Source organism: Neorhizobium sp. SHOUNA12A (genome assembly GCF_023006505.1).
Taxonomy (GTDB): domain Bacteria; phylum Pseudomonadota; class Alphaproteobacteria; order Rhizobiales; family Rhizobiaceae; genus Neorhizobium.
In genome coordinates, this window is the sequence record NZ_JALBGV010000052.1 from 25,502 (window position 1) to 43,113 (window position 17,612).

Below are 17,612 nucleotides of genomic sequence, written 5' to 3' on the forward strand. Positions count from 1 at the left end.
GCGTATACAAGGCAACGCCCTGAAGACGCGATCTTATTTGCCTTGACGCCGAGCCGAAAGGACCCGCGCAATTGTATCCCTGAGATCGCCGGTCGGCTTCACGCCGCTTGCCGCCATCTCGTCCTGGACCGCGGCAATCTCGCGGGCAAGACCGCCGTTCAGCCCCAGCGCATCAAGCGTGACGCCGCTTTCGCGCATCTCGGCGGCCCGGCGGCGGCCGTGGCGGGTTGTGCGCTCGAACTGGTAATCCGGGAATTTCGACCAGTCGAGGCCTGGAAAGCTCTGGGAGAGCGACGAGAGAATTTCCTCGAAACAGCCTGACGCCTCAGCTGCGAGTAGTGCCTCGACAGTAATTGCTTCAAGACCTTTCACGAACACGGAGCGCACCATCTTGATGGCTGTCGCAGAGCCGACTGCTTCTCCGGCGATATCGGCGCTGAAGCCGAGACCACGAAAACGTTCCAGAAGCTCGGCCGCGTTTTTGCCCGCAATCAGAACCGGGGTCGCATGGCCCTTCGGATGGACAGGGGCCATCACGGCCATGTCGAGGTAGTCGGCACCGGTCTGGTTGACCAGCGCGGCGGTCTCGCGCTTGCGGCCGGGGGACACGGAATTGATGTCGATCAGCAGCGCGCCTTGGCCGAGATGCGGCGCGATCGACTGGGCGGCAATGAGGCTCTGATCGGCGGTGACCGCGCTGAATATCCATTCGGCATCGGCAAGACCCGCAGGCGAGGCTTCCGGCCGGACGCCGCGGCTGGTCATCGCCGCCTGCATCTCGCCCGCCTTTTCGGCGTCGTCGAGCAGCAGATCATAGGCACGAAATTCGCCGGTCTCGAGCTTCGGCGCTAGGCTATCGTGAAAGGCCCGTGCCGCTTCGCCAAAACCTAGAAATGCGATCCTCATGCCCGTGTCCTACCCTCAGTCGCCGAAAACCACGCCGTCGAAAAGCTTGCGCGCCGTGCGCAACACCGCCGCACGATGGACTTCGCCGTCCTTCATGGTGGCGATGACGCTCATCTCGCCGGTCGGATGCTCGATCGACAGCAGCTTCTCGTTGCCTTCCGGAATGACCGCGAGTTCAGACGCCGGACCTTCCGGCAGAAGGCAGGCGGTTGCGACGCTGACCGCGCCGAGCACGCCGATCGCATCATGGCACGTATGCGGGATGAAAGTGCGAGTCGAGATCGCCCCGCCCGCCGTCGGTGCAGAGACCATGGTCATCTTCGGCACGGATTTCTTGGTAACGTCGCCGAGGTTCATCATCGGCCCGGCCTTCAGGCGGATCGCCTCCAGCTTGGCGCGCAGCTCCTGGTTCGCCTCGAGATTCTTCGGGCTCTCCGTGCCGGTAATGCCGAGCACGTCGCCGCGCATGACGACGCAGGGCATGCCATTGTCGATCAGCGTACAGGCGACGCCTTCGATCACGTCGACCGGGTTTCCGGTCGGCAGCAGCGCGCCGCAGGAGGAGCCGGCCGTATCGGCAAATACGATCGGCACCGGCGCTGAGGTCCCCGGCACCCCGTCGATCCGGGCCTCGCCCTTGTAGGTCACCTGGCCGCCAGGTGTTTCGATCGTCGCAATGGCGATCTGCCCGGTGTTTTCCATGAAGATCGAGACTTCGGTCTTGTCGCCCTTTGCCGTGACCAGACCGCGCTCGATGGCGAAGGGCCCGATGCCGGCGAGGATATTGCCGCAGTTCTGTGCGTCGGTGACGATCGGCTGATCGACGAAGACCTGCAGGAAGAGATAGTCGACATCGACCCCTTCCCGCCCGGATTTCCGAACCACCGCCACCTTGGAGGTCAGCGGGTGGGCGCCGCCCATGCCATCGATCTGGCGGGGATCGGGCGATCCCATCACCCGCAACAGGAAATTGTCGCGATCGGCCGGCAGGTCCGAGGCGAGGAAATATCCGCCCTTGGAGGTGCCGCCACGCATCCACATGCAACGGACGCCGGTTTCAGTTTCACTCATCTCGATCTCCCTTCTTCTCCCCGGTGGGGAAAAGAGAAAACGGCCTCCACCGCTCAGATATATTTCAGGCCTTTTTCGGCGAGCTTGCCGCGCATGTCGTAGATATCGAGGCCGAGTTCACCCGCAGCAAGCCGCTTCCGCTTGTCTTCTTCGGCGGCGACACGGGCTTCCGCCTTATTGGCAACCGCTTCGGCTTCCTCGCGGGCAACCACGCAGACGCCGTCGTCATCGGCGACGATTACGTCGCCAGGCCGAACATAGGCGCCAGCGCAAACGACCGGAATATTGACTGAGCCGAGCGTTTCCTTGACCGTGCCTTGAGCATAGACCGCCTTCGACCAGACCGGGAATTTCATCTGGGTCAGATCGACCACGTCACGCACGCCGGCATCGATGATCAGTCCCTTGCAGCCGCGCGCCTGGGCGGAGGTGGCGAGCAGATCGCCAAAGTAGCCGTCTTCGCAGGGGCTGGTCGGGGCCAGCAGCAGGATGTCGCCGGCCTTCAACTGCTCGATCGCCACATGCAGCATCCAGTTGTCGCCCGGAGGTGCGGAGATGGTGACGGCGCTCGCGGCCAACCGCGCACCCGGATAGATCGGCCGCATGTAGCTGGCGAGCAGGCCCTTGCGGCCCTGCGCCTCATGCACCGTAGCGACACCGCAGGCGGCCAACCGGTCGATGACCGACTGATCCGCGCGTTCGATATTCTGGACGACGACCGCCATCAGAGTTCGTCCCCTATCAAAGTTCGTCGACGGTGCGCGGGAAGACCGACTGGAAGCCCTCCGCATGGGTCGACTTGCGTCCGCTGGCCTGGCCGCCGGAATTGCGCATGAAATGGTTGCCGCGGTTCTCGGCGACGTTCTTGTAGAAGTGCCAGAGATGTTCCTGACCTTCCATGCACTGGATGGCGGCCCACTTCTTCTCCCAGACGGACGAGATGTCGAGGAAGACGTCCGGCTTCCATTCCATCTGTTCGGTCTGGTGCGGTTCGAAGAGATAGAGCTGCGGTGCGCCAAGGATCTTTTCGCCCGGATTGTGGCCCCAGGCCTGGGCGATCATCCGGGCTTCGATCGCAACCTGCGTCGCGTACATGTGGTCGGTATTGTAAGGGTCCCACTTGGAATGGGAGAGCATGAATTCCGGCTGAACCTTACGGATCACGTCGACCAGCTTGAACTTGGCGTCCTGGTCGACGACCAGCGGGTAGTCTCCGAGATCGAAGAACTGGATGTCGGTGACATCGAGGGCCTTGGCGGCATTTTCCGCTTCCCTGCGGCGCTCGGTCTTCACCTTTTCGAGCGTCATGCCCGGGTTCTTCCAGAGCTTGGCGCTTTCGCCGCGCTCGCCATAGGACAGGCAGATGACGGTGACGTCGTAGCCCTTTTCCTCATGAAGCGCGATCGCGCCGCCGCAACGCCAGACGAAATCCGCCGAATGGGCGCTGATGACCAATGCTGTCTTTGCCATGGGATGCCTCTTGACTTACTTGTGTGCCACCGGCGGCGTGCCGTGTGTGTGGAAGGTTTCGATCGTCTTCATGCCCCAGGCCTGGCCCTTCTTGCGGTCGGCTTCGGTCCAGACGACCGGCTTCCAGTCGGGGCGAAGGATCAGGCGCGCGCCTGCATTGGCGAGCTCGACACGGTTGCCGGCGGGCTCCCAGACGTACAGGAAGAACGTGCCCTGGATCGCATGCTTGTGCGGGCCGGACTCGATATGAACGCCGTTTTCCAGGAAGATGTCGGCGGCGCGCAGAATGTCCTCGCGCTGGTCGCAGGCATAGGTGACGTGGTGGAAACGGCCGTGCGAACCGGTATGGTCCTCGGAGCAGGCAAGGTCATAGGTCTTGTTGTTGATGGTGAACCAGCAGCCGCCGAGACGGCCGTTGTCGAGTTGGATCATCTCGGTAACCCGGCTGCCCAGAGCCGTGGTCATGAATTCGCGGATCAGGCTGACATCGGCAGCAAGCAGATTGACGTGATCGAGGCGGCGCGGGCTCGCGCCGCGGCCATGATAACGCTGGGCAATGTTCTTCAACGCCGGCTTCTCCTCCGGCGGCGCCACATATTCCCTGGTGTCCCAGTAGAGTTCGAACAGATGGCCGTCTGGGCTCTTGAACTGGTAGGCCCGGCCATGACCGCGATCGCCTTCGGTCCAGCCGACGCCCCAGCCCTTTTCCTCGATCACCCTGACGCGGCGCTCCAGCGCTTCGGCGGACGAGGTGCGATAAGCGATGTGGCCGACACCGGTCGTGTGATGCCTGGTGAGCTTCAGCGTGTGGAATTCGTAGTCGTCATAGGCGCGCAGATAGACGCTGTCGCCCTCGCGGCCGCTTTCGGTCAGCCCGTAGACACGGGTGAAAAAGTCGAGCGACTCGTCGAAACGGTCTGAATAAAGCTCGACGTGGCCGAGATGGGCGACATCATAACAGGGTTCGGTCATGGCTTTTCCTAGATGATCGATCGATCGCGCCCGGCGGATAGGCGCATCTCCTCCAAAAATCGAGCCCGCGTCCTCCACTCCAACACGGCCGGCGCATGGGGCACCGCAGCTTGGCATGAAGACATAAAAGCAGATCGGCAGCCTGACGAATAGGTTCTGCTGACGCGGCATAAGTTTTGGTTGAGATCAGGGAAAAGCGGCTTGGCAAATGGCGAGCGAAGACGGGGCTTTAAAGTCCCGAAGGAAACGGCGCGACGGCAGGACCGCCGCGCCGGAAGACATTACCCACCGATATAGGGCGCAACTTCGTGAAAGCCGCGCCAGATCATTTCGAGCGCGACGTAAAGGATGACGGCGAGACCGACATAGGCAATCCAGCGATGTTTGTTGAGCAGGCGGGCGATGAAGCTCGCCGCAATACCCATCAGCGCGATCGACAGGACCAGACCAAAAATCAGCACGCCCGGATGTTCGTGGGCAGCACCGGCAACAGCGAGCACGTTGTCGAGCGACATGGAGACGTCGGCAATGACGATCTGCCAGGCGGCCTGGGCGAAAGTCTTGCGCGGAACCCCGCCGGCAACCGTGCCATCGGCGTTGAGGTCGGCCTCCAGCAGCGCTTCGCTGGCTGTATCCTCATGATGATGCGGCGTGCGCAGCTCCCGCCACATCTTCCAGCAGACCCAGAGAAGCAGGACGCCCCCGGCCAGCAGCAGGCCGACGATCTGCAGCAGCTGGGTCGTGGCAAGCGCGAAACCGATACGCAGCACGGTCGCCGCGATGATACCGACCAGAATGGCTTTGGACCGCTGTTCCTTCGGCAGGCCGGCAGCCGCGAGACCGATGACGATCGCGTTGTCCCCGGCCAGCACGAGGTCGATCATGATAACCTGCAGGAGCGCGGACAACGCCTCCGGCGTAAAGAATTCCATCATTTGGCACCCAATCTCTTAAAAGGCGGGAGTGCCCGCGTGTGGACCGAGACGAACCTAAGACGCTCACGACCTGCATTCCGCCTGCCGTGTAGGTCGCCGCCGTTGTCGTCACATGATTTCCACAAACACCAGGCACCCAAGTTGGACTAATCCAGTCCGACATCACAGCTCAGAGATGAACTGTCAGAGGGGCCCGGTCCTGGTGGCCTGAGATTTAGCGGCATGATTGCAGAAACTCAAGTGGCGAGTTTATGAAACAGCCCGCAATAGCGCTGTTTCCGTCCGGATCGTTGACGATCCGTTGCCATTCCACCCCGCAATACAGATGCAGGTGGCGGCCGGTCTTGCGGCCGCCACCTGAGATTACGCCACGTTTGGGACTACGAAAGGGTCGGGTCGAGCTTGTCGCGTAGCCAGTCGCCGGCGATGCTGATCGACAGGGTGGTCAGCATGATCACCACCGAAGGGGCAAGCATGATCCACGGCGCGCGGGTCAGGTATTCGCGACCGAAGCCCACCATGTTGCCAAGGCTCGTCTCCGGCGGCTGCACGCCGAGGCCGAGGAAGGAAAGACCGCTTTCCATCAGGATGATTTCCGGGAAAGTCAGCGTCATCGAGACGATCAGGGTCGAGGCGACGTTCGGCAGGATATGATGGAAATAGACGCGTGCCGGCGTCGCACCGAGCTGGACGACGGAGGCAGCGTATCCTTGAGAGCTTGCCGAGATCGCCAGGCCGCGGGCGATGCGGGCGTAGCGTTCCCAGCCATAGAAGCCCATGAGGCAGACGAGCAGCACCATGGACGAGCCGAAGAAGGCAAGCACGGCGAGCGACATGATCAGGAATGGCAATGCCGCCTGGAAATCGGCAAGCACCAGCACGAGATGCTCGACCGCACCCCGGAATTGCGCGGCCGCGAAGCCGAGCGCCGTACCGAACACCGCCGACAGGATCGTCGCGCCGAAGGCGATGATCAGCGACACCCGGACCGACTGGAGGAGGCGCGAAAGCACGTCGCGGCCGAGCTCGTCGGTACCTAGCAGATGTTTCAGGGCGCCCGGATGGGAAAGGCGGCTCGACAGGTCCATCGCGGTGATGTTGTAGGGGCGGATCTGGTCGGCGAAGATCGCAACCACCACCATGGCCGCCAGCCAGAGAATGCCGAGACCGACGGTGAACGGCACGTTGCGGCGAAGGCGGGTGACGAAAGTCGCATACCAGCCCGGCGTCCGCGCGGTTTCCGACAGATTGATCGTAGCCATATCTCTTTATCCTCAATGCGCCGCGTTGGAGCGAAGGCGGGGGTCGAGCCAGCCGTAGAGCAGGTCGACGACCAGGTTCGAAACCACCATCGCGGCGGCGATGATCAGCAGGATGCATTGGACGACGGCAAGGTCTCGGTTACTGACCGAGACGATCAGCAGGCGGCCGATGCCCGGCCATGAGAAGATCGATTCGACCACCACCGCGCCAGCGATCAGCGAACCGACCATGAAGCCGACGATCGTCACGATCGGCACCGCCGCATTCGGCAGCGCATGGTTCCAGACCACGTCGCCCCATTTCAGGCCTTTGGCGGAGGCGGTGCGGATATAGGGCTGGCCCATCACCTCGATCATGGCGCTGCGCGAGAAACGGGCGAGGATGCCTATACCGCCGATGCTCATGGTCACCGTCGGCAGGATGCCGTGCATCCAGGTATCCTGGCCGCCGGACGGCAGCACGCCGAGGATGACCGCGAAGATCAGCACCAGGAGGAGGCCCATCACGAAGGACGGGATCGTGAAGCCGAGTACCGCAAGCAGGATCACGCCACGATCGGCAAAGCTCTGGCGATGCAGCGCCGCATAGACGCCCGCCGGAATGCCGAAGACAAGCTTGAGAAGCAGCGCCGGCAGCGTGAGCTGCAGCGTTGCTGGCAGGCGCTGCAGCACCAGATCCAGCGCCGACGCCTTGTCGCGCATCGAGACGCCGAAATCGCCGGTGAAGATCGATTTGATATAGGCGACGTATTGGATCCAGAGCGGCTGGTCGAGCCCCCAGGAACGGCGGAACGCATCGACGGCTTCCTGCGGCACGTCCGGGCCGAGCATGACCTGCGCCGGGTCGCCCGACATGCGCAGCACGACGAAGGCGAAGGTGACGACGGCAAAGATGGTGATCATTGCCCGAAGGAGGCGAACGGCTATGAAGCGGATCATCAGGAACTCCTCTCAGGCCGCAATCGAGGCGGCTTCGCCGGCCACGACATGGCAGGCGGCCGTGCGACCGTTGCCGATCGGGCGGAGCTGCGGCACGACGGAACGACAGACGTCCTGCGCCAGCGCGCAACGAGGGTGGAAGGCGCAGCCAAGTGGGCGATTGGCCGGATTCGGCGGCTCGCCCTGGAGGATGACGCGTCCCTGGAGGATCTTGCCCGGCACCGGCACGCTTGAAACCAGCGCCTTGGTATAGGGATGCTGCGGCGAATGGAAAATCACGTCGGAAGAGCCTTCCTCGACGATCCGGCCGAGATACATCACCGCTACCCGGTCGGCGATGTTGCGCACCACCTTGAGGTCGTGGCTGATGAACACCATGGCGATGCCGTTCTGCTCCTGCAGATCGCGCAGCATGTTGACGACCTGTGCCTGGATGGAGACGTCGAGCGCGGAAACCGGTTCGTCGCAAACCAGAAGCTTGGGACGTGCGGCAAGCGCGCGGGCGATCACCGCGCGCTGCCGCTGGCCACCCGACAATTCGTGAGGGTAACGGCCGGCCTGATCCGGACGCAGGCCGACGGCCGTCATCAGCTCGGCGACGCGTGCCTCCTGATGCTGCTTCGGAATGAGCCTGTGGATGTCCAGCGGCTCGCCGATCTGTTTTGCGATCGTCACGCGCCGGTCGAGCGCTGCCAGCGGATCCTGGTAGACGAACTGCATCTTGGCCCGCAGCGCGCGCCATTCCGGCGTCTTCAGATGCGGCATCGGCTTGCCTTCGAACCGGACCTCGCCGCCCTGCGCGGCGTCGATTCCGAGCAGCATCCGGCCGAGAGTCGACTTGCCCGAGCCGGACTCGCCGACGACGCCCAGCGTTTCGCCGGGCTTCAGTGCCAGCGAAATGCCGTCCACAGCGCGCACCGGATGCGGCTGTGCAAACAGGCCGCGACGGATCTGATAGACGCGGACGAGATTGTCCGCTTCGATGAGGGCGGTCATTGCAGCATGTCCTCGGTCATTCTGGTTCTTGTCTCGACAGGCCCATTGGCCGGAACCGGCCGGAAGCAGGCGAGCTGCCGGCCGTCGGCCGACGTTTCGAGCGAAGGGCGCTCGCTGCGACAGGCCTCGACCGCGCGAAAACAGCGCGGCTGGAAGGAACAGCCTTCGGGCAGATGTTTCGGGTTCGGAACGGTGCCGGGGATGGGGATGAGCCGCTGGCGGGGACCGTCGATCCGCGGGATCGCGTCGAAAAGACCGCGCGTATAGGGATGGCGCGGCTCGGAAAAGAGCTGGGCGACACTGCCCTGCTCGACGATCCGGCCGGCATACATGACGCAGACCCGTTCGCAGACCTGGGAAACCGCGCCGAGATCGTGGCTGATGAACACCGTCGCCATGCCGGTTTCGGCCCGGAGCTGAATCAGGAGATCGAGAATCTGCGCCTGGATCGTCGCGTCGAGCGCCGTGGTCGGCTCGTCGGCGATCAGGAGGTCCGGCTCGCCGGCAAGCGCCATGGCGATCATCAGCCGCTGACACTGACCGCCCGAGAATTCGTGGGGATAGAGATCGAAACGGCGACGGGCATCGGGGATGCCGACCATGTCCAGCAGCCGCAGCGCCTCTCTTTTGGCCGCATCCCCCCGGAGGCCGCGGTGCAACGACAGAGCCTCGACGATCTGGCGGCCGATCCTCAGCACCGGGTTGAGCGAGCTCGACGGGTCCTGGAAGATCATCGCGATCCGGCCGCCGCGCACCCGCTCGAAAGCCTCGCGGGGACCGCCGGCGAGTTCCTGCCCATCAAGCTGAACGGAACCGCTGACACTCGCCTTGCCGGGAAGCAGTCCCAGAGCCGCGAGCCACGTCACCGATTTTCCGCATCCCGATTCTCCGACGAGACCGACCGCTTCGCCGCGGCCCACGTTGAGATCGATGCCGTGCAGAACCTGGACACCGTCAAAGGCGACCTTCAGGTCACGCAGTTCCACCAGATTGGACGATGCTCTATCCATATCCCGCCATACTCCTGCCTCCCGCCGGTTCCGGACCGAAGACATTGCCGTTTTTGAAAACAGACGCTCCGGCGGCCGCATGGTCGCCGGAGCAGAGGAGAACAATCCGTTCAGATCGCCCAGTTGGAGGAGCGGAAGTCCATCGCGAAGGCCGGAGCGGCCTTCCACTTGAGCGATGACTTCATGCCCGTGAACACGGCGTTCTGGTGCAGGATCTGGTAGACGGGGTCTTCGCGCTCGCAGATTTCCAGCATGCGGGCGAAAGCCTTCTTGCGGGCAGCTGCATCGGTGCTGGTTTCCAGGATCGAAGCCATCTGGTTGGCTTCCGCATTGGTCCAGTCCTTCTTCTGCTGCACCTCGCCGTTCGGACCGAACTGGGCGACGATCGAGGAGACCGGATCGCTGAAGGCGGCCGAGGCCGACCAGTCGCGAACACCCTTGACGCCAGCCGGATCGTGGATCTGGCCCCAGTTTTCCTTCATTTCGATCTGAACGTTGAGGCCGACCTGCTTCCACATCTCAACCATGATCTGACCGTTCGAGGTCTGATTGGTGTAGTAGTTGTTGAGAAGGCGGAACGGGATTACGTCGCCCTTGTAACCCGCCTGCTTGATCAGGTCCTGGGCGAGCTTGGCGTTGAATTCCGGAACCTTCCAGCCCTCGACGAACATCGGGCCGTAGAACGGGAACTGCAGACCGGCCGGGATCTTTGTCTGGCCGGCCCACAGCGCTTCGACGATCGCCTGGCGGTCGATCGAATGCGTCATGGCGCGGCGCATCAGCGGGTTGGCGAGGATCGGGTTCTGAGTGTTGAAGACCGAGATGCGGTGGTTGTTGATCGTCGATCCCTGAACTTCAAAGCCCTTGACAGCCTTGACGGTGGCGATCTGGTCCGGGGGCAGATCGCAGGCGAAGTCGTATTCGCCGGAGAGCAGGCCGTTGACGCGGGAAGCGACTTCCGGAACTTCGACGAAGCGGATCTGAGCGAGCGGCGGACGGCCACCCCAGTATTCGTCGAAGGCAACGAGCGTCAGCGAGACGTCCGGCTTGTATTCGCCCACCATGTAGGCACCGGTCGTAACCGGCTTGCGGGCCCAATCGACGTAGGTCTTGGCTTCGTCCCAGGCGCGGCGGTTGGCGATCTGGCTGCCGAAGGCGTAGAGGCGGCCTTCGAGCGTGACGTCCGGCGTCGCGTTGTGGAAACGGACGGTGTATTTGTCGACGGCTTCGACGCCGGCAAGTGCCGGCCACAGGCGGCGGCCGATGCCCGGGATGGCGGCCGGCAATTCCTTGGCGGTGACCGGCTTGTTGTCGTCGGCAAAGATGGTCTTGCCGCCGGCAGGCTGGGTGGTGCCGAACAGGCGCTGGGCGGAGAAGCTGAAGACGACGTCTTCTGCTGTCAACTCGTCGCCGTTGTGGAACTTGACGCCCTTGCGGAGCTTCAGTTCGAGCGTCTTGTCGTCGATGCGCTTCCATTCGGTTGCAAGACCCGGAAGCGGCCCCTGATTGCCCATCCAGTCACGCAGGATGAGGCCTTCCCAGAGGTTCGGGAAGAAAACGCGCTCGCCGACGTTCGACTGTTCGTTCCAGATGTCGAGCGTGTTGTTGTTGGTGATCTTCTGAACGGCGATCGTGATCGACGGGCGCTTGGCACCCTGGGCGAACGAGAAGCGCGGCAGGATCAGCGAACCGGCAGCGGCGCCGGCAAGCCCGAGCGTGCTGCGGCGGGTGAAGTTGACCATGGAAATTGTCCTTTGGCTTCGGTTAATGGACGAGCTCGATCAGCCCCTGCGAGCTTGAGCGGTGACGGCTAAGGGGTTCGCAGAGCCTAGGCCGCCAACGGCACGCCATCCGTTCGGGCTGCGAATGCGAAAGCCGCCCGCCCCGATGAACAACGATGAGAAGCGTCTTGCTGCAGCTCACGACTACCCCCTGATTTGCAGGGGCTATTTGGCCAGCCTGTGTATCAGTTCCGTGACGCTAACTTGGCGATTCGATGAAATTGAACACGCATGCAAATTTCATCATCTCGTGTTACAAATGTAATACTGTCGACACAGAATTCTGAGATGGGGAGCCTGCGCGGATTTCTTCCTGCGCGTCCCTCCCCCGATATTTCCTTTATTTTTGACGGAGTTTTCCATGTCTTCCCTCCCCGTGATCGGCGCCGCCATGACGCTTGGCGAGCTCGAAGTTCACCGCAACTGGCTTTTCGAAAAACAGCGCGATCTCGAACTCCAGGATTTCACCACCGCCGACGTCCTGAACGGCGACTGGATGCCGCTCGCCGCCCGCGCCAGAAAGCTGCTGGACGGTTTTGAAGGCCGCCTGGGCATCCACGGCCCGTTCTGGGGCTTCACCATCGCCTCGAATGACCCGGATATCCGCGCCGTCGTCGCAAAGCGCCTGAAGCAGGGCCTCGACGTTTGCGCCGCGATCGGCGCGACGCAGATGGTCGCCCACAGCCCCTATACGACCTGGTCCTACAACAACCTCGACAACAACAGGGGCGAGTCCGAGCGCGTCGTCGAGCACGTGCATCTGACGATGAGGGACGCCGTCAAGCAGGCCGAAGATATCGGCGCTGTGATCGTTCTGGAAAACATCGAGGACATCGACCAGCACGTCCGCGTGGCACTCGCCGATAGCTTCAATTCGCCGGCCGTCGCGGTCTCGATCGATACCGGCCACGCCCATTACGCGCATGGCTCCACCGGCGCGCCGCCGGTCGATTATTATGTGAAGGCAGCCGGCAACCGCCTGCAGCACGTCCATTTGCAGGATGCCGATGGGTACGCAGACCGCCACTGGGCGCTCGGCGAAGGCAATATCCTCTGGCCGTCGGTCTTCCAGGCACTTGCCGATCTCGCCAGCAATCCGCGCCTGATCGTCGAGATCAAGGACAAGTCGAAGATTCCGGCTTCGGTCGAATATCTCGCCTCGCTCGGCCTCGGCCAGTAAGCCTAAGTTTAAAAGCTAGCCCCGGCGGGCCGCGCCGGGGCTACCGCAGTTCCGGGGACATATCCCGCAGATGCGACTGGGTGGCGAGGATATCCCCCACCATCATCTCCCGCGCCAGCGCGCCGTTGCGCTCGCGAAGCGCTGCGACGATCCGGAAGTGATAGGACGAGAATGGGTGTACAACGCCCTTGTCGAATTCCTTTTCCACGTAATTGGTCAGCATCCGCATATAGGGGCCGAACCGCAGCCAGAGCATTTCGATATGCTGGGGCAGCACCTCGGAACGCGAAGCCTCATAGATGCCGAAGTGGAACTCCTGGTTCTTGCGCAGCATGCCGTAGACGTCGCCGGCCTTGCCGGTTTCCTCATGCTCGCGTGCAAGCACTTCCGAACGGTCGATATCCTCGTCGGTCATATGTTTGGCGGCAAGTTCCGTCGCCAGACCTTCGAGCGCGATGCGCGCCTGGCAGAGATCGTCGAGCCGCTCGCGCGAAACCGCCGGCACCCGGGCCGAGCCGTTATGGCCGATTTCCAGCCCGTTTTCCGCCGCAAGCCTTCGGAGTGCCTCGCGCACCGGCATGTGGCTGGTGCCGAACTCGGTTGCCAGCGACGAAATGGTGATCGCCTGCGATGGCGCGAAGGAGCCCCACATCAGCGCCCGGCGCAGCTGTTCGTAAACCGTATCCTGAACGGTCACGCGCGACGTGACCTTCAAAAGCCCGCTATCCGCCATCCTTGCCCTCTGATCCCGTTCAAATCACAACCAGGCCTCGCATAACAGGCCGCGTTCTTCAAGTCTCGCGGCGTCCGGCCATCTCCCGTTCGCGACGCGTTTCCCCTTGATCAAATGCCAATGGCACAATAGAACATTTGAAAGTTTGATCAAATGCTCATTAGGCTGCGAGCAAACATAAATAGGGGGAGGCTTATTATCACCTGTATCCCTCTTCATCGATAATACGACACCCTGGGAGAAATCCATGAACACGCATGTCACGGCAGGCGATAACCTCGCCAAGGCTTTTCCGGTCGATGAGCTCAGACTGAAATTTCCGGCTCTCCAGAAATACAAGGACTTCATCTTCTTCGAAAATGCCGGCGGTGCCCAGGTGCCCCAAGCCGTCGTCGATGCGGTTGCCGCCCATCTCGTAGACTGCAACGTGCAGCGCATGGCGCCCTATCTCCACAGCCAGGGCGTCGACCGCACCATTGCCGAAGCCCGCGTCTCCGTCGGTCTGCTGGTCAATGCCTACCGCCCGGAGGAAATCTCCTTCGGCCTCAACGCCACGTCATTCATCCGCCTCGTCAGCCTCGGCATCGCCAAAATGCTCCAGGAGCGCAACGAGATCATCGTCACCGACATGGACCATGATGCCGACATCGCCACCTGGATGGCGCTGGAGGCCGACGGTGCCAAGATCGTCTGGTGGAAGATGCGCGAAGACGGCACGCTGCATACCGACGACCTGAAGCCGCTCCTGAACGACAAGACCCGTCTTGTCGCCTGCACGGTGACCGCCCATTCGATCGGCACGATCGTCGACGTCGCGACCGTCGGCAAGCTGGCGCATGCGGCCGGCGCCGAGGTCTTCCTCGACTGCGTGCATTACGGTCCGCACGCGCTGATCGACGTCCAGGCCTGGGGTTGCGACTATCTCGTCTGCTCCGGCTACAAGAATTTTTCACCGCATATGGGCTTCCTCTGGGGCCGCTATGACGCGCTGGTCAAGCTGCCTACCTTCAAGGAAGACTTCATTCCGGACGTGCCGCCCTACAAGATCGAGGTCGGCACCTTCACCTACGAGAACGTCGCCGGCATGAATGCTGCCGTGCTTTATCTCGAAGAGCTCGGCCGCAGGTTCCTCCCCGAAGGCGAACATTCGCGCCGCGATGCGCTTGCCGCCGCCATGGGCGCCATCCGCGCCTACGAACAGACGCTGTCGAAGAAGATGCTGTCGGTCTTGAAGAAGCACGGGGCGACGATCTACGGCGTATCCGACGAAGCGCAGGTGGAAAAGCGCGTTCCGACCATCTGCTTCAACATCCCGGGCCTGACGCCGCAATATCTATCGGCCGAACTCGGCAAGAACAGCATCGGCAGCCGCGACGGCCACATGTTTGCGCCGCGCCTGATGAAGCGCCTCGGGCTGACCATGGAAACGGGCTGCATGCGCGTCTCCATGGTCCACTACAACAAGGCGGAAGAGATCGACCGTTTCGACATGGTGCTAGGCGAGATCATCGCCAAGACCAGGTGATGCAAAGACCTCCGCGGGACAAACTCCCGCGGAGGTCTCCATCTCACTTGAGATGATGATAGCGGCGCCGGAAATAGACGAGTGCTTCTTCATCTTCCGGGCCGTGGACAATCCCGACGACCCGGCAGAACAGAACATGATGCGTGCCGCTCTCGACCGCATTTTCCACTTCGCAATCGAAAGACACGACCGCATCGGTCAGCCGCGGCGATCCCGTCGCGGCGAGCACCCAATCGCCTACCGCGAACCGGTCATCCTGCGGCGTCGAACCGCCGAACAGCCTCGACATCGGCTCGTGGCCGGCACCCAAAGTATTGACGCAGAGCACCCGGTTTTTCTCGAACATGCCGGCGACCGAACTCGACCGGTTGAGGCAGACCAGCAGCGTTGGCGGCCGGTCCGTTACGCTGCAGACGGCTGACGCCGTAAAGCCCGCAAGCCCGCCTGGTCCGTCAGTGGTGACGATGTTCACCGCCGCCGCCAGCTGCGCCATCCCTTCCCGAAAGGCGAGCCGTGTCGCATCCACCTCGTCGCTTTGAATATTTATCGTCATTCGACCCTCAGCCCCGCTTTTCTTAACAAAGGCACGACGCGATCGCAGAAGAAAGGCAGCTCATAGGTGTAGTTTACGAAGGACATGGCAATGCCGGAATACCCCTGTTCGGCGATCGCGATCATGTCTTCGACGATCTTTTCCGGCGTACCGATCAACGGATAGCCACCAGCACCGCCTGCAAACCGCTTTCGATAAAGATCGTAAGCACTTTTGTCGTGCGACTGGGTGAATTCCTTCTTGCCGGCCATGTGTGCGTCGACCGCTGCGTGATCGGCCATCGTCACGGCATAACGCTCGTAATAATCCTCGGCTTCCTGCTGGGTCTCGCGGCAGACGACGTGGCAGACCGTATAGGCGCCGACGTCGCGTCCGAGCTTGTCCGCGCGGGCTTTGATGTCCTCCACGTGTTTTCCGGCCTCGGAGATCTCGGTGAATGTGGTGAACAGGTATTCGCAGTTCTTGGCCGCGAAATCCCGGCCCGGCCCGCCGAAGGCGGCATTCATGGTGACCGGCCGCGGCGACTGCAGGCTGGCTGGGCGGCTGACGACGTCCCTCAGCTTATAATAGGTTCCGTCGTAATCGAATGGCGCGTCCGACGTATAGGCCCGCTCCATGATCTCCAGCCATTCGTCGGCCTGGTCGTAACCCTTCTCGACCAACGGCACCCCGAACATGCCGAATTCCTTCGGGTTCCAGCCGCAGACGATATTGAGACCCGCCCGGCCGCCGCTGATATGATCGACAGTCGCCAGCGCCTTCGCCGCATAAAGCGGATGCACGAGCGGCACATGCACGGTCATGAACAGCCCGATCCGCTCGGTAACGGAAGCAAGGCCGGCCGCCCAGGTGAAGGTCTCAAAGGACCATTCGCGCACCCGGTTCTTGCCGCCGAAACCCTTCCAGCGGGCGATCGGCAGGAAAAAGTCGAGCCCACCGCGATCGGCGATCTGCACGGCGTTGAGATTGTCTTCCCAGCGTGCCTGCCAGCGCTCCGGCACGTCGGTAATCGCAAGCCCCCCGTCCGCATTCGGCGAAAAGACGCCGAGTTTCAGTCTGCTGGGGCCTTTCAGCGGATGCGGCTTGATCATGCTGTTCCTCTCTTTTGTATTCTTCTGCGAGCGGGACGCGCGGTCTCCGCCTCTTCCAACTGGCGCCGCCGGACGGAGAGGTAGGCTTCCTCCGCCGCGAACATGAAAAGCGTCATGCGGTCCTGAACCATCAGCGGGTCGTGCGCGAGGAAGGCCGCATGAATACGGGAAAGACCGTCGATATACTGATAGGCCGTAGCCGGGTCGGCGAACGTGCCAAGCCGCACCGACTGGAAATAATCGATGAAGCGGGAAATCGTCGCCGCCATATGCGGATTGTTGACCGCCTTGAGCCAAGCATTGCGGAAATCGACATTGGCCGCCAGCAGGGCTGGAATATCGCTCGCACCCAGCGCCAGCTCCACCCGGTTCATCGCCGCCGTGATCTCCGCCTCGATCTCGGGCGTCATGTCGCGGGCGGCACAGGCTGCGGCGCGCGGCTCGAGCTGGCGGCGCACCTCGAAAAGCCCGGAAATGTCCTCCAGCGACAATTCCCGCACCGCAAAGCCGCGCGTCGTGCCGACCAGATACCCTTCGGAAACCAGCCGAAGCAGCGCCTCGCGCGCCGGCATGCGGGAAATACCGTGGGCATTGGCGATTTCGGTATCCACCAGGCGGTCGGTCGGCGAAACGGCGCTCCGCTGCAGCTTCAGCCGCAGATCGGCATAGATCGCATCCACCAGATTGTCGCTCGGCTTCAACATCGAAATCTCCTCCAAAAACCGTATACTGATTTTGGCAGATTTCAAGCAATTTTCGCAATAATTGCCTTTTCTCTGCGCGATATCGTTAATTGCAGTATACTGTTTAATTCACTTGCAGCGTCCAGAATTTTAGGCTTAAACTTTAATTTGGCGCAGGTTTCAAAGCCGTTTCAGCAGATTTCAGAAGGTATCCCCGATGAGCGACTTCCGCAGAAAATGTATCGGTCACGAGCGCGTTATCGGCACATTCGCGGCGATCCCGCATCCCGTCGCGATAGAGGTGACTGCGGCTAGCGGCCTCGACTTCATCTGCATCGACGCCGAGCATGCTCAGATCGGCCGTGAACTGATCGAAAACCTCGTCCGCGCCTCGGATGTCCATCGCGTGCCCGCCATGGTGCGCGTTCCGGGCCACGCCCCGGAATCGATAGCCGGCGTGCTGGATGCCGGAGCTGCCGGCGTGTTGGGGCCGCGCGTCTCGACC

General features: G+C 62.2%; 18 protein-coding genes. 3 read left to right on the top strand and 15 right to left on the bottom strand.

What is annotated here, in order from left to right; all coding sequences use genetic code 11:
• Positions 1-33 precede the first annotated feature (33 nt).
• From MOV63_RS21150 to MOV63_RS21200, 11 genes are all read right to left on the bottom strand, one after another.
• Entirely contained in the window at positions 34-906 is an 873-nt protein-coding gene (locus MOV63_RS21150; RefSeq protein ID WP_247036541.1) for an NAD(P)-dependent oxidoreductase, read from the bottom strand.
• A 15-nt stretch (positions 907-921) separates the two neighbouring features.
• Positions 922-1,977, bottom strand: coding sequence for a 4-oxalomesaconate tautomerase (locus MOV63_RS21155; RefSeq protein ID WP_247036543.1), 1,056 nt, complete (start codon positions 1,975-1,977; stop codon positions 922-924).
• Positions 1,978-2,030: 53 nt separating this feature from the next.
• On the bottom strand, positions 2,031-2,702 hold the full coding sequence (gene ligK / locus MOV63_RS21160) for a 4-carboxy-4-hydroxy-2-oxoadipate aldolase/oxaloacetate decarboxylase (RefSeq protein WP_247036545.1): 672 nt from the start codon (positions 2,700-2,702) through the stop codon (positions 2,031-2,033).
• 16 nt (positions 2,703-2,718) lie between these two features.
• Positions 2,719-3,447 carry a PIG-L deacetylase family protein gene (locus MOV63_RS21165; RefSeq protein ID WP_247036547.1) on the bottom strand — a complete coding sequence of 243 codons (729 nt, stop codon included), beginning with the start codon at positions 3,445-3,447 and terminating at the stop codon, positions 2,719-2,721.
• 15 nt (positions 3,448-3,462) lie between these two features.
• Positions 3,463-4,419: a VOC family protein gene (locus MOV63_RS21170; protein WP_247036549.1), complete on the bottom strand. Its 957-nt coding sequence runs from the start codon at positions 4,417-4,419 to the stop codon at positions 3,463-3,465.
• A gap of 281 nt (positions 4,420-4,700) precedes the next feature.
• Positions 4,701-5,354, bottom strand: coding sequence for a TerC family protein (locus MOV63_RS21175; protein WP_247036550.1), 654 nt, complete (start codon positions 5,352-5,354; stop codon positions 4,701-4,703).
• 380 nt (positions 5,355-5,734) lie between these two features.
• A complete protein-coding gene (locus tag MOV63_RS21180; RefSeq protein ID WP_247036552.1) occupies positions 5,735-6,616 on the bottom strand; it encodes an ABC transporter permease in 882 nt (293 codons plus the stop codon).
• 12 nt (positions 6,617-6,628) lie between these two features.
• Positions 6,629-7,555 (bottom strand): ABC transporter permease, encoded by a 927-nt coding sequence (locus tag MOV63_RS21185; protein WP_038546902.1) that lies wholly within the window; start codon positions 7,553-7,555, stop codon positions 6,629-6,631.
• Positions 7,556-7,567: 12 nt separating this feature from the next.
• A complete protein-coding gene (locus MOV63_RS21190) occupies positions 7,568-8,551 on the bottom strand; it encodes an ABC transporter ATP-binding protein (protein ID WP_247036554.1) in 984 nt (327 codons plus the stop codon).
• A complete protein-coding gene (locus MOV63_RS21195) occupies positions 8,548-9,561 on the bottom strand; it encodes an ABC transporter ATP-binding protein (protein ID WP_247036556.1) in 1,014 nt (337 codons plus the stop codon). Before MOV63_RS21195 ends, MOV63_RS21190 begins: the two co-directional genes overlap by 4 nt.
• Before the next feature lie 110 nt (positions 9,562-9,671).
• Positions 9,672-11,303, bottom strand: a complete 1,632-nt coding sequence (locus tag MOV63_RS21200; RefSeq protein ID WP_247036561.1) for an ABC transporter substrate-binding protein — start codon at positions 11,301-11,303, stop codon at positions 9,672-9,674.
• A gap of 400 nt (positions 11,304-11,703) precedes the next feature.
• On the opposite strand from MOV63_RS21200, the gene MOV63_RS21205 reads away from it, so the two are divergent.
• A complete protein-coding gene (locus tag MOV63_RS21205; protein ID WP_247036562.1) occupies positions 11,704-12,522 on the top strand; it encodes a sugar phosphate isomerase/epimerase in 819 nt (272 codons plus the stop codon).
• A 40-nt stretch (positions 12,523-12,562) separates the two neighbouring features.
• Here the strand turns inward: MOV63_RS21205 and MOV63_RS21210 are convergent, their stop codons facing one another.
• On the bottom strand, positions 12,563-13,255 hold the full coding sequence (locus MOV63_RS21210) for a GntR family transcriptional regulator (RefSeq protein ID WP_038546917.1): 693 nt from the start codon (positions 13,253-13,255) through the stop codon (positions 12,563-12,565).
• Between the two features lie 247 nt (positions 13,256-13,502).
• Between MOV63_RS21210 and MOV63_RS21215 the strand changes: the two genes are divergently transcribed.
• Complete coding sequence (locus tag MOV63_RS21215) at positions 13,503-14,780, top strand: cysteine desulfurase-like protein (RefSeq protein WP_247036563.1); 1,278 nt, start codon at positions 13,503-13,505, stop codon at positions 14,778-14,780.
• Positions 14,781-14,823: 43 nt separating this feature from the next.
• Here the strand turns inward: MOV63_RS21215 and MOV63_RS21220 are convergent, their stop codons facing one another.
• From MOV63_RS21220 to MOV63_RS21230, 3 genes are read right to left on the bottom strand one after another with little or no spacing between them, the layout of a single operon-like run.
• Positions 14,824-15,333: a flavin reductase gene (locus MOV63_RS21220; protein ID WP_051899875.1), complete on the bottom strand. Its 510-nt coding sequence runs from the start codon at positions 15,331-15,333 to the stop codon at positions 14,824-14,826.
• Positions 15,330-16,424 carry an LLM class flavin-dependent oxidoreductase gene (locus MOV63_RS21225; RefSeq protein ID WP_247036566.1) on the bottom strand — a complete coding sequence of 365 codons (1,095 nt, stop codon included), beginning with the start codon at positions 16,422-16,424 and terminating at the stop codon, positions 15,330-15,332. The genes MOV63_RS21220 and MOV63_RS21225 overlap by 4 nt, the downstream gene beginning before the upstream one ends.
• Positions 16,421-17,128, bottom strand: a complete 708-nt coding sequence (locus MOV63_RS21230) for a GntR family transcriptional regulator (RefSeq protein ID WP_051899878.1) — start codon at positions 17,126-17,128, stop codon at positions 16,421-16,423. Before MOV63_RS21230 ends, MOV63_RS21225 begins: the two co-directional genes overlap by 4 nt.
• 196 nt (positions 17,129-17,324) lie before the next feature.
• Here MOV63_RS21230 and MOV63_RS21235 point away from each other — a divergent pair.
• On the top strand, positions 17,325-17,612 hold a 288-nt coding region (locus tag MOV63_RS21235; RefSeq protein WP_247036571.1), incomplete at its 3' end, for an aldolase/citrate lyase family protein.

Excerpts from the sequence above, each read along its gene's own strand:
- MOV63_RS21220 (WP_051899875.1), bottom strand. The coding sequence starts at position 15,333 with ATGACGATAAATATTCAAAGCGACGAGGTGGATGCGACACGGCTCGCC.
- ligK (WP_247036545.1), bottom strand. The coding sequence starts at position 2,702 with ATGGCGGTCGTCGTCCAGAATATCGAACGCGCGGATCAGTCGGTCATC.
- MOV63_RS21190 (WP_247036554.1), bottom strand. The coding sequence starts at position 8,551 with ATGACCGCCCTCATCGAAGCGGACAATCTCGTCCGCGTCTATCAGATC.
- MOV63_RS21180 (WP_247036552.1), bottom strand. The coding sequence starts at position 6,616 with ATGGCTACGATCAATCTGTCGGAAACCGCGCGGACGCCGGGCTGGTAT.
- MOV63_RS21210 (WP_038546917.1), bottom strand. The coding sequence starts at position 13,255 with ATGGCGGATAGCGGGCTTTTGAAGGTCACGTCGCGCGTGACCGTTCAG.
- MOV63_RS21170 (WP_247036549.1), bottom strand. The coding sequence starts at position 4,419 with ATGACCGAACCCTGTTATGATGTCGCCCATCTCGGCCACGTCGAGCTT.
- MOV63_RS21205 (WP_247036562.1), top strand. The coding sequence starts at position 11,704 with ATGTCTTCCCTCCCCGTGATCGGCGCCGCCATGACGCTTGGCGAGCTC.
- MOV63_RS21155 (WP_247036543.1), bottom strand. The coding sequence starts at position 1,977 with ATGAGTGAAACTGAAACCGGCGTCCGTTGCATGTGGATGCGTGGCGGC.
- MOV63_RS21165 (WP_247036547.1), bottom strand. The coding sequence starts at position 3,447 with ATGGCAAAGACAGCATTGGTCATCAGCGCCCATTCGGCGGATTTCGTC.
- MOV63_RS21230 (WP_051899878.1), bottom strand. The coding sequence starts at position 17,128 with ATGTTGAAGCCGAGCGACAATCTGGTGGATGCGATCTATGCCGATCTG.
- MOV63_RS21195 (WP_247036556.1), bottom strand. The coding sequence starts at position 9,561 with ATGGATAGAGCATCGTCCAATCTGGTGGAACTGCGTGACCTGAAGGTC.
- MOV63_RS21200 (WP_247036561.1), bottom strand. The coding sequence starts at position 11,303 with ATGGTCAACTTCACCCGCCGCAGCACGCTCGGGCTTGCCGGCGCCGCT.
- MOV63_RS21185 (WP_038546902.1), bottom strand. The coding sequence starts at position 7,555 with ATGATCCGCTTCATAGCCGTTCGCCTCCTTCGGGCAATGATCACCATC.
- MOV63_RS21215 (WP_247036563.1), top strand. The coding sequence starts at position 13,503 with ATGAACACGCATGTCACGGCAGGCGATAACCTCGCCAAGGCTTTTCCG.
- MOV63_RS21150 (WP_247036541.1), bottom strand. The coding sequence starts at position 906 with ATGAGGATCGCATTTCTAGGTTTTGGCGAAGCGGCACGGGCCTTTCAC.
- MOV63_RS21175 (WP_247036550.1), bottom strand. The coding sequence starts at position 5,354 with ATGATGGAATTCTTTACGCCGGAGGCGTTGTCCGCGCTCCTGCAGGTT.
- MOV63_RS21225 (WP_247036566.1), bottom strand. The coding sequence starts at position 16,424 with ATGATCAAGCCGCATCCGCTGAAAGGCCCCAGCAGACTGAAACTCGGC.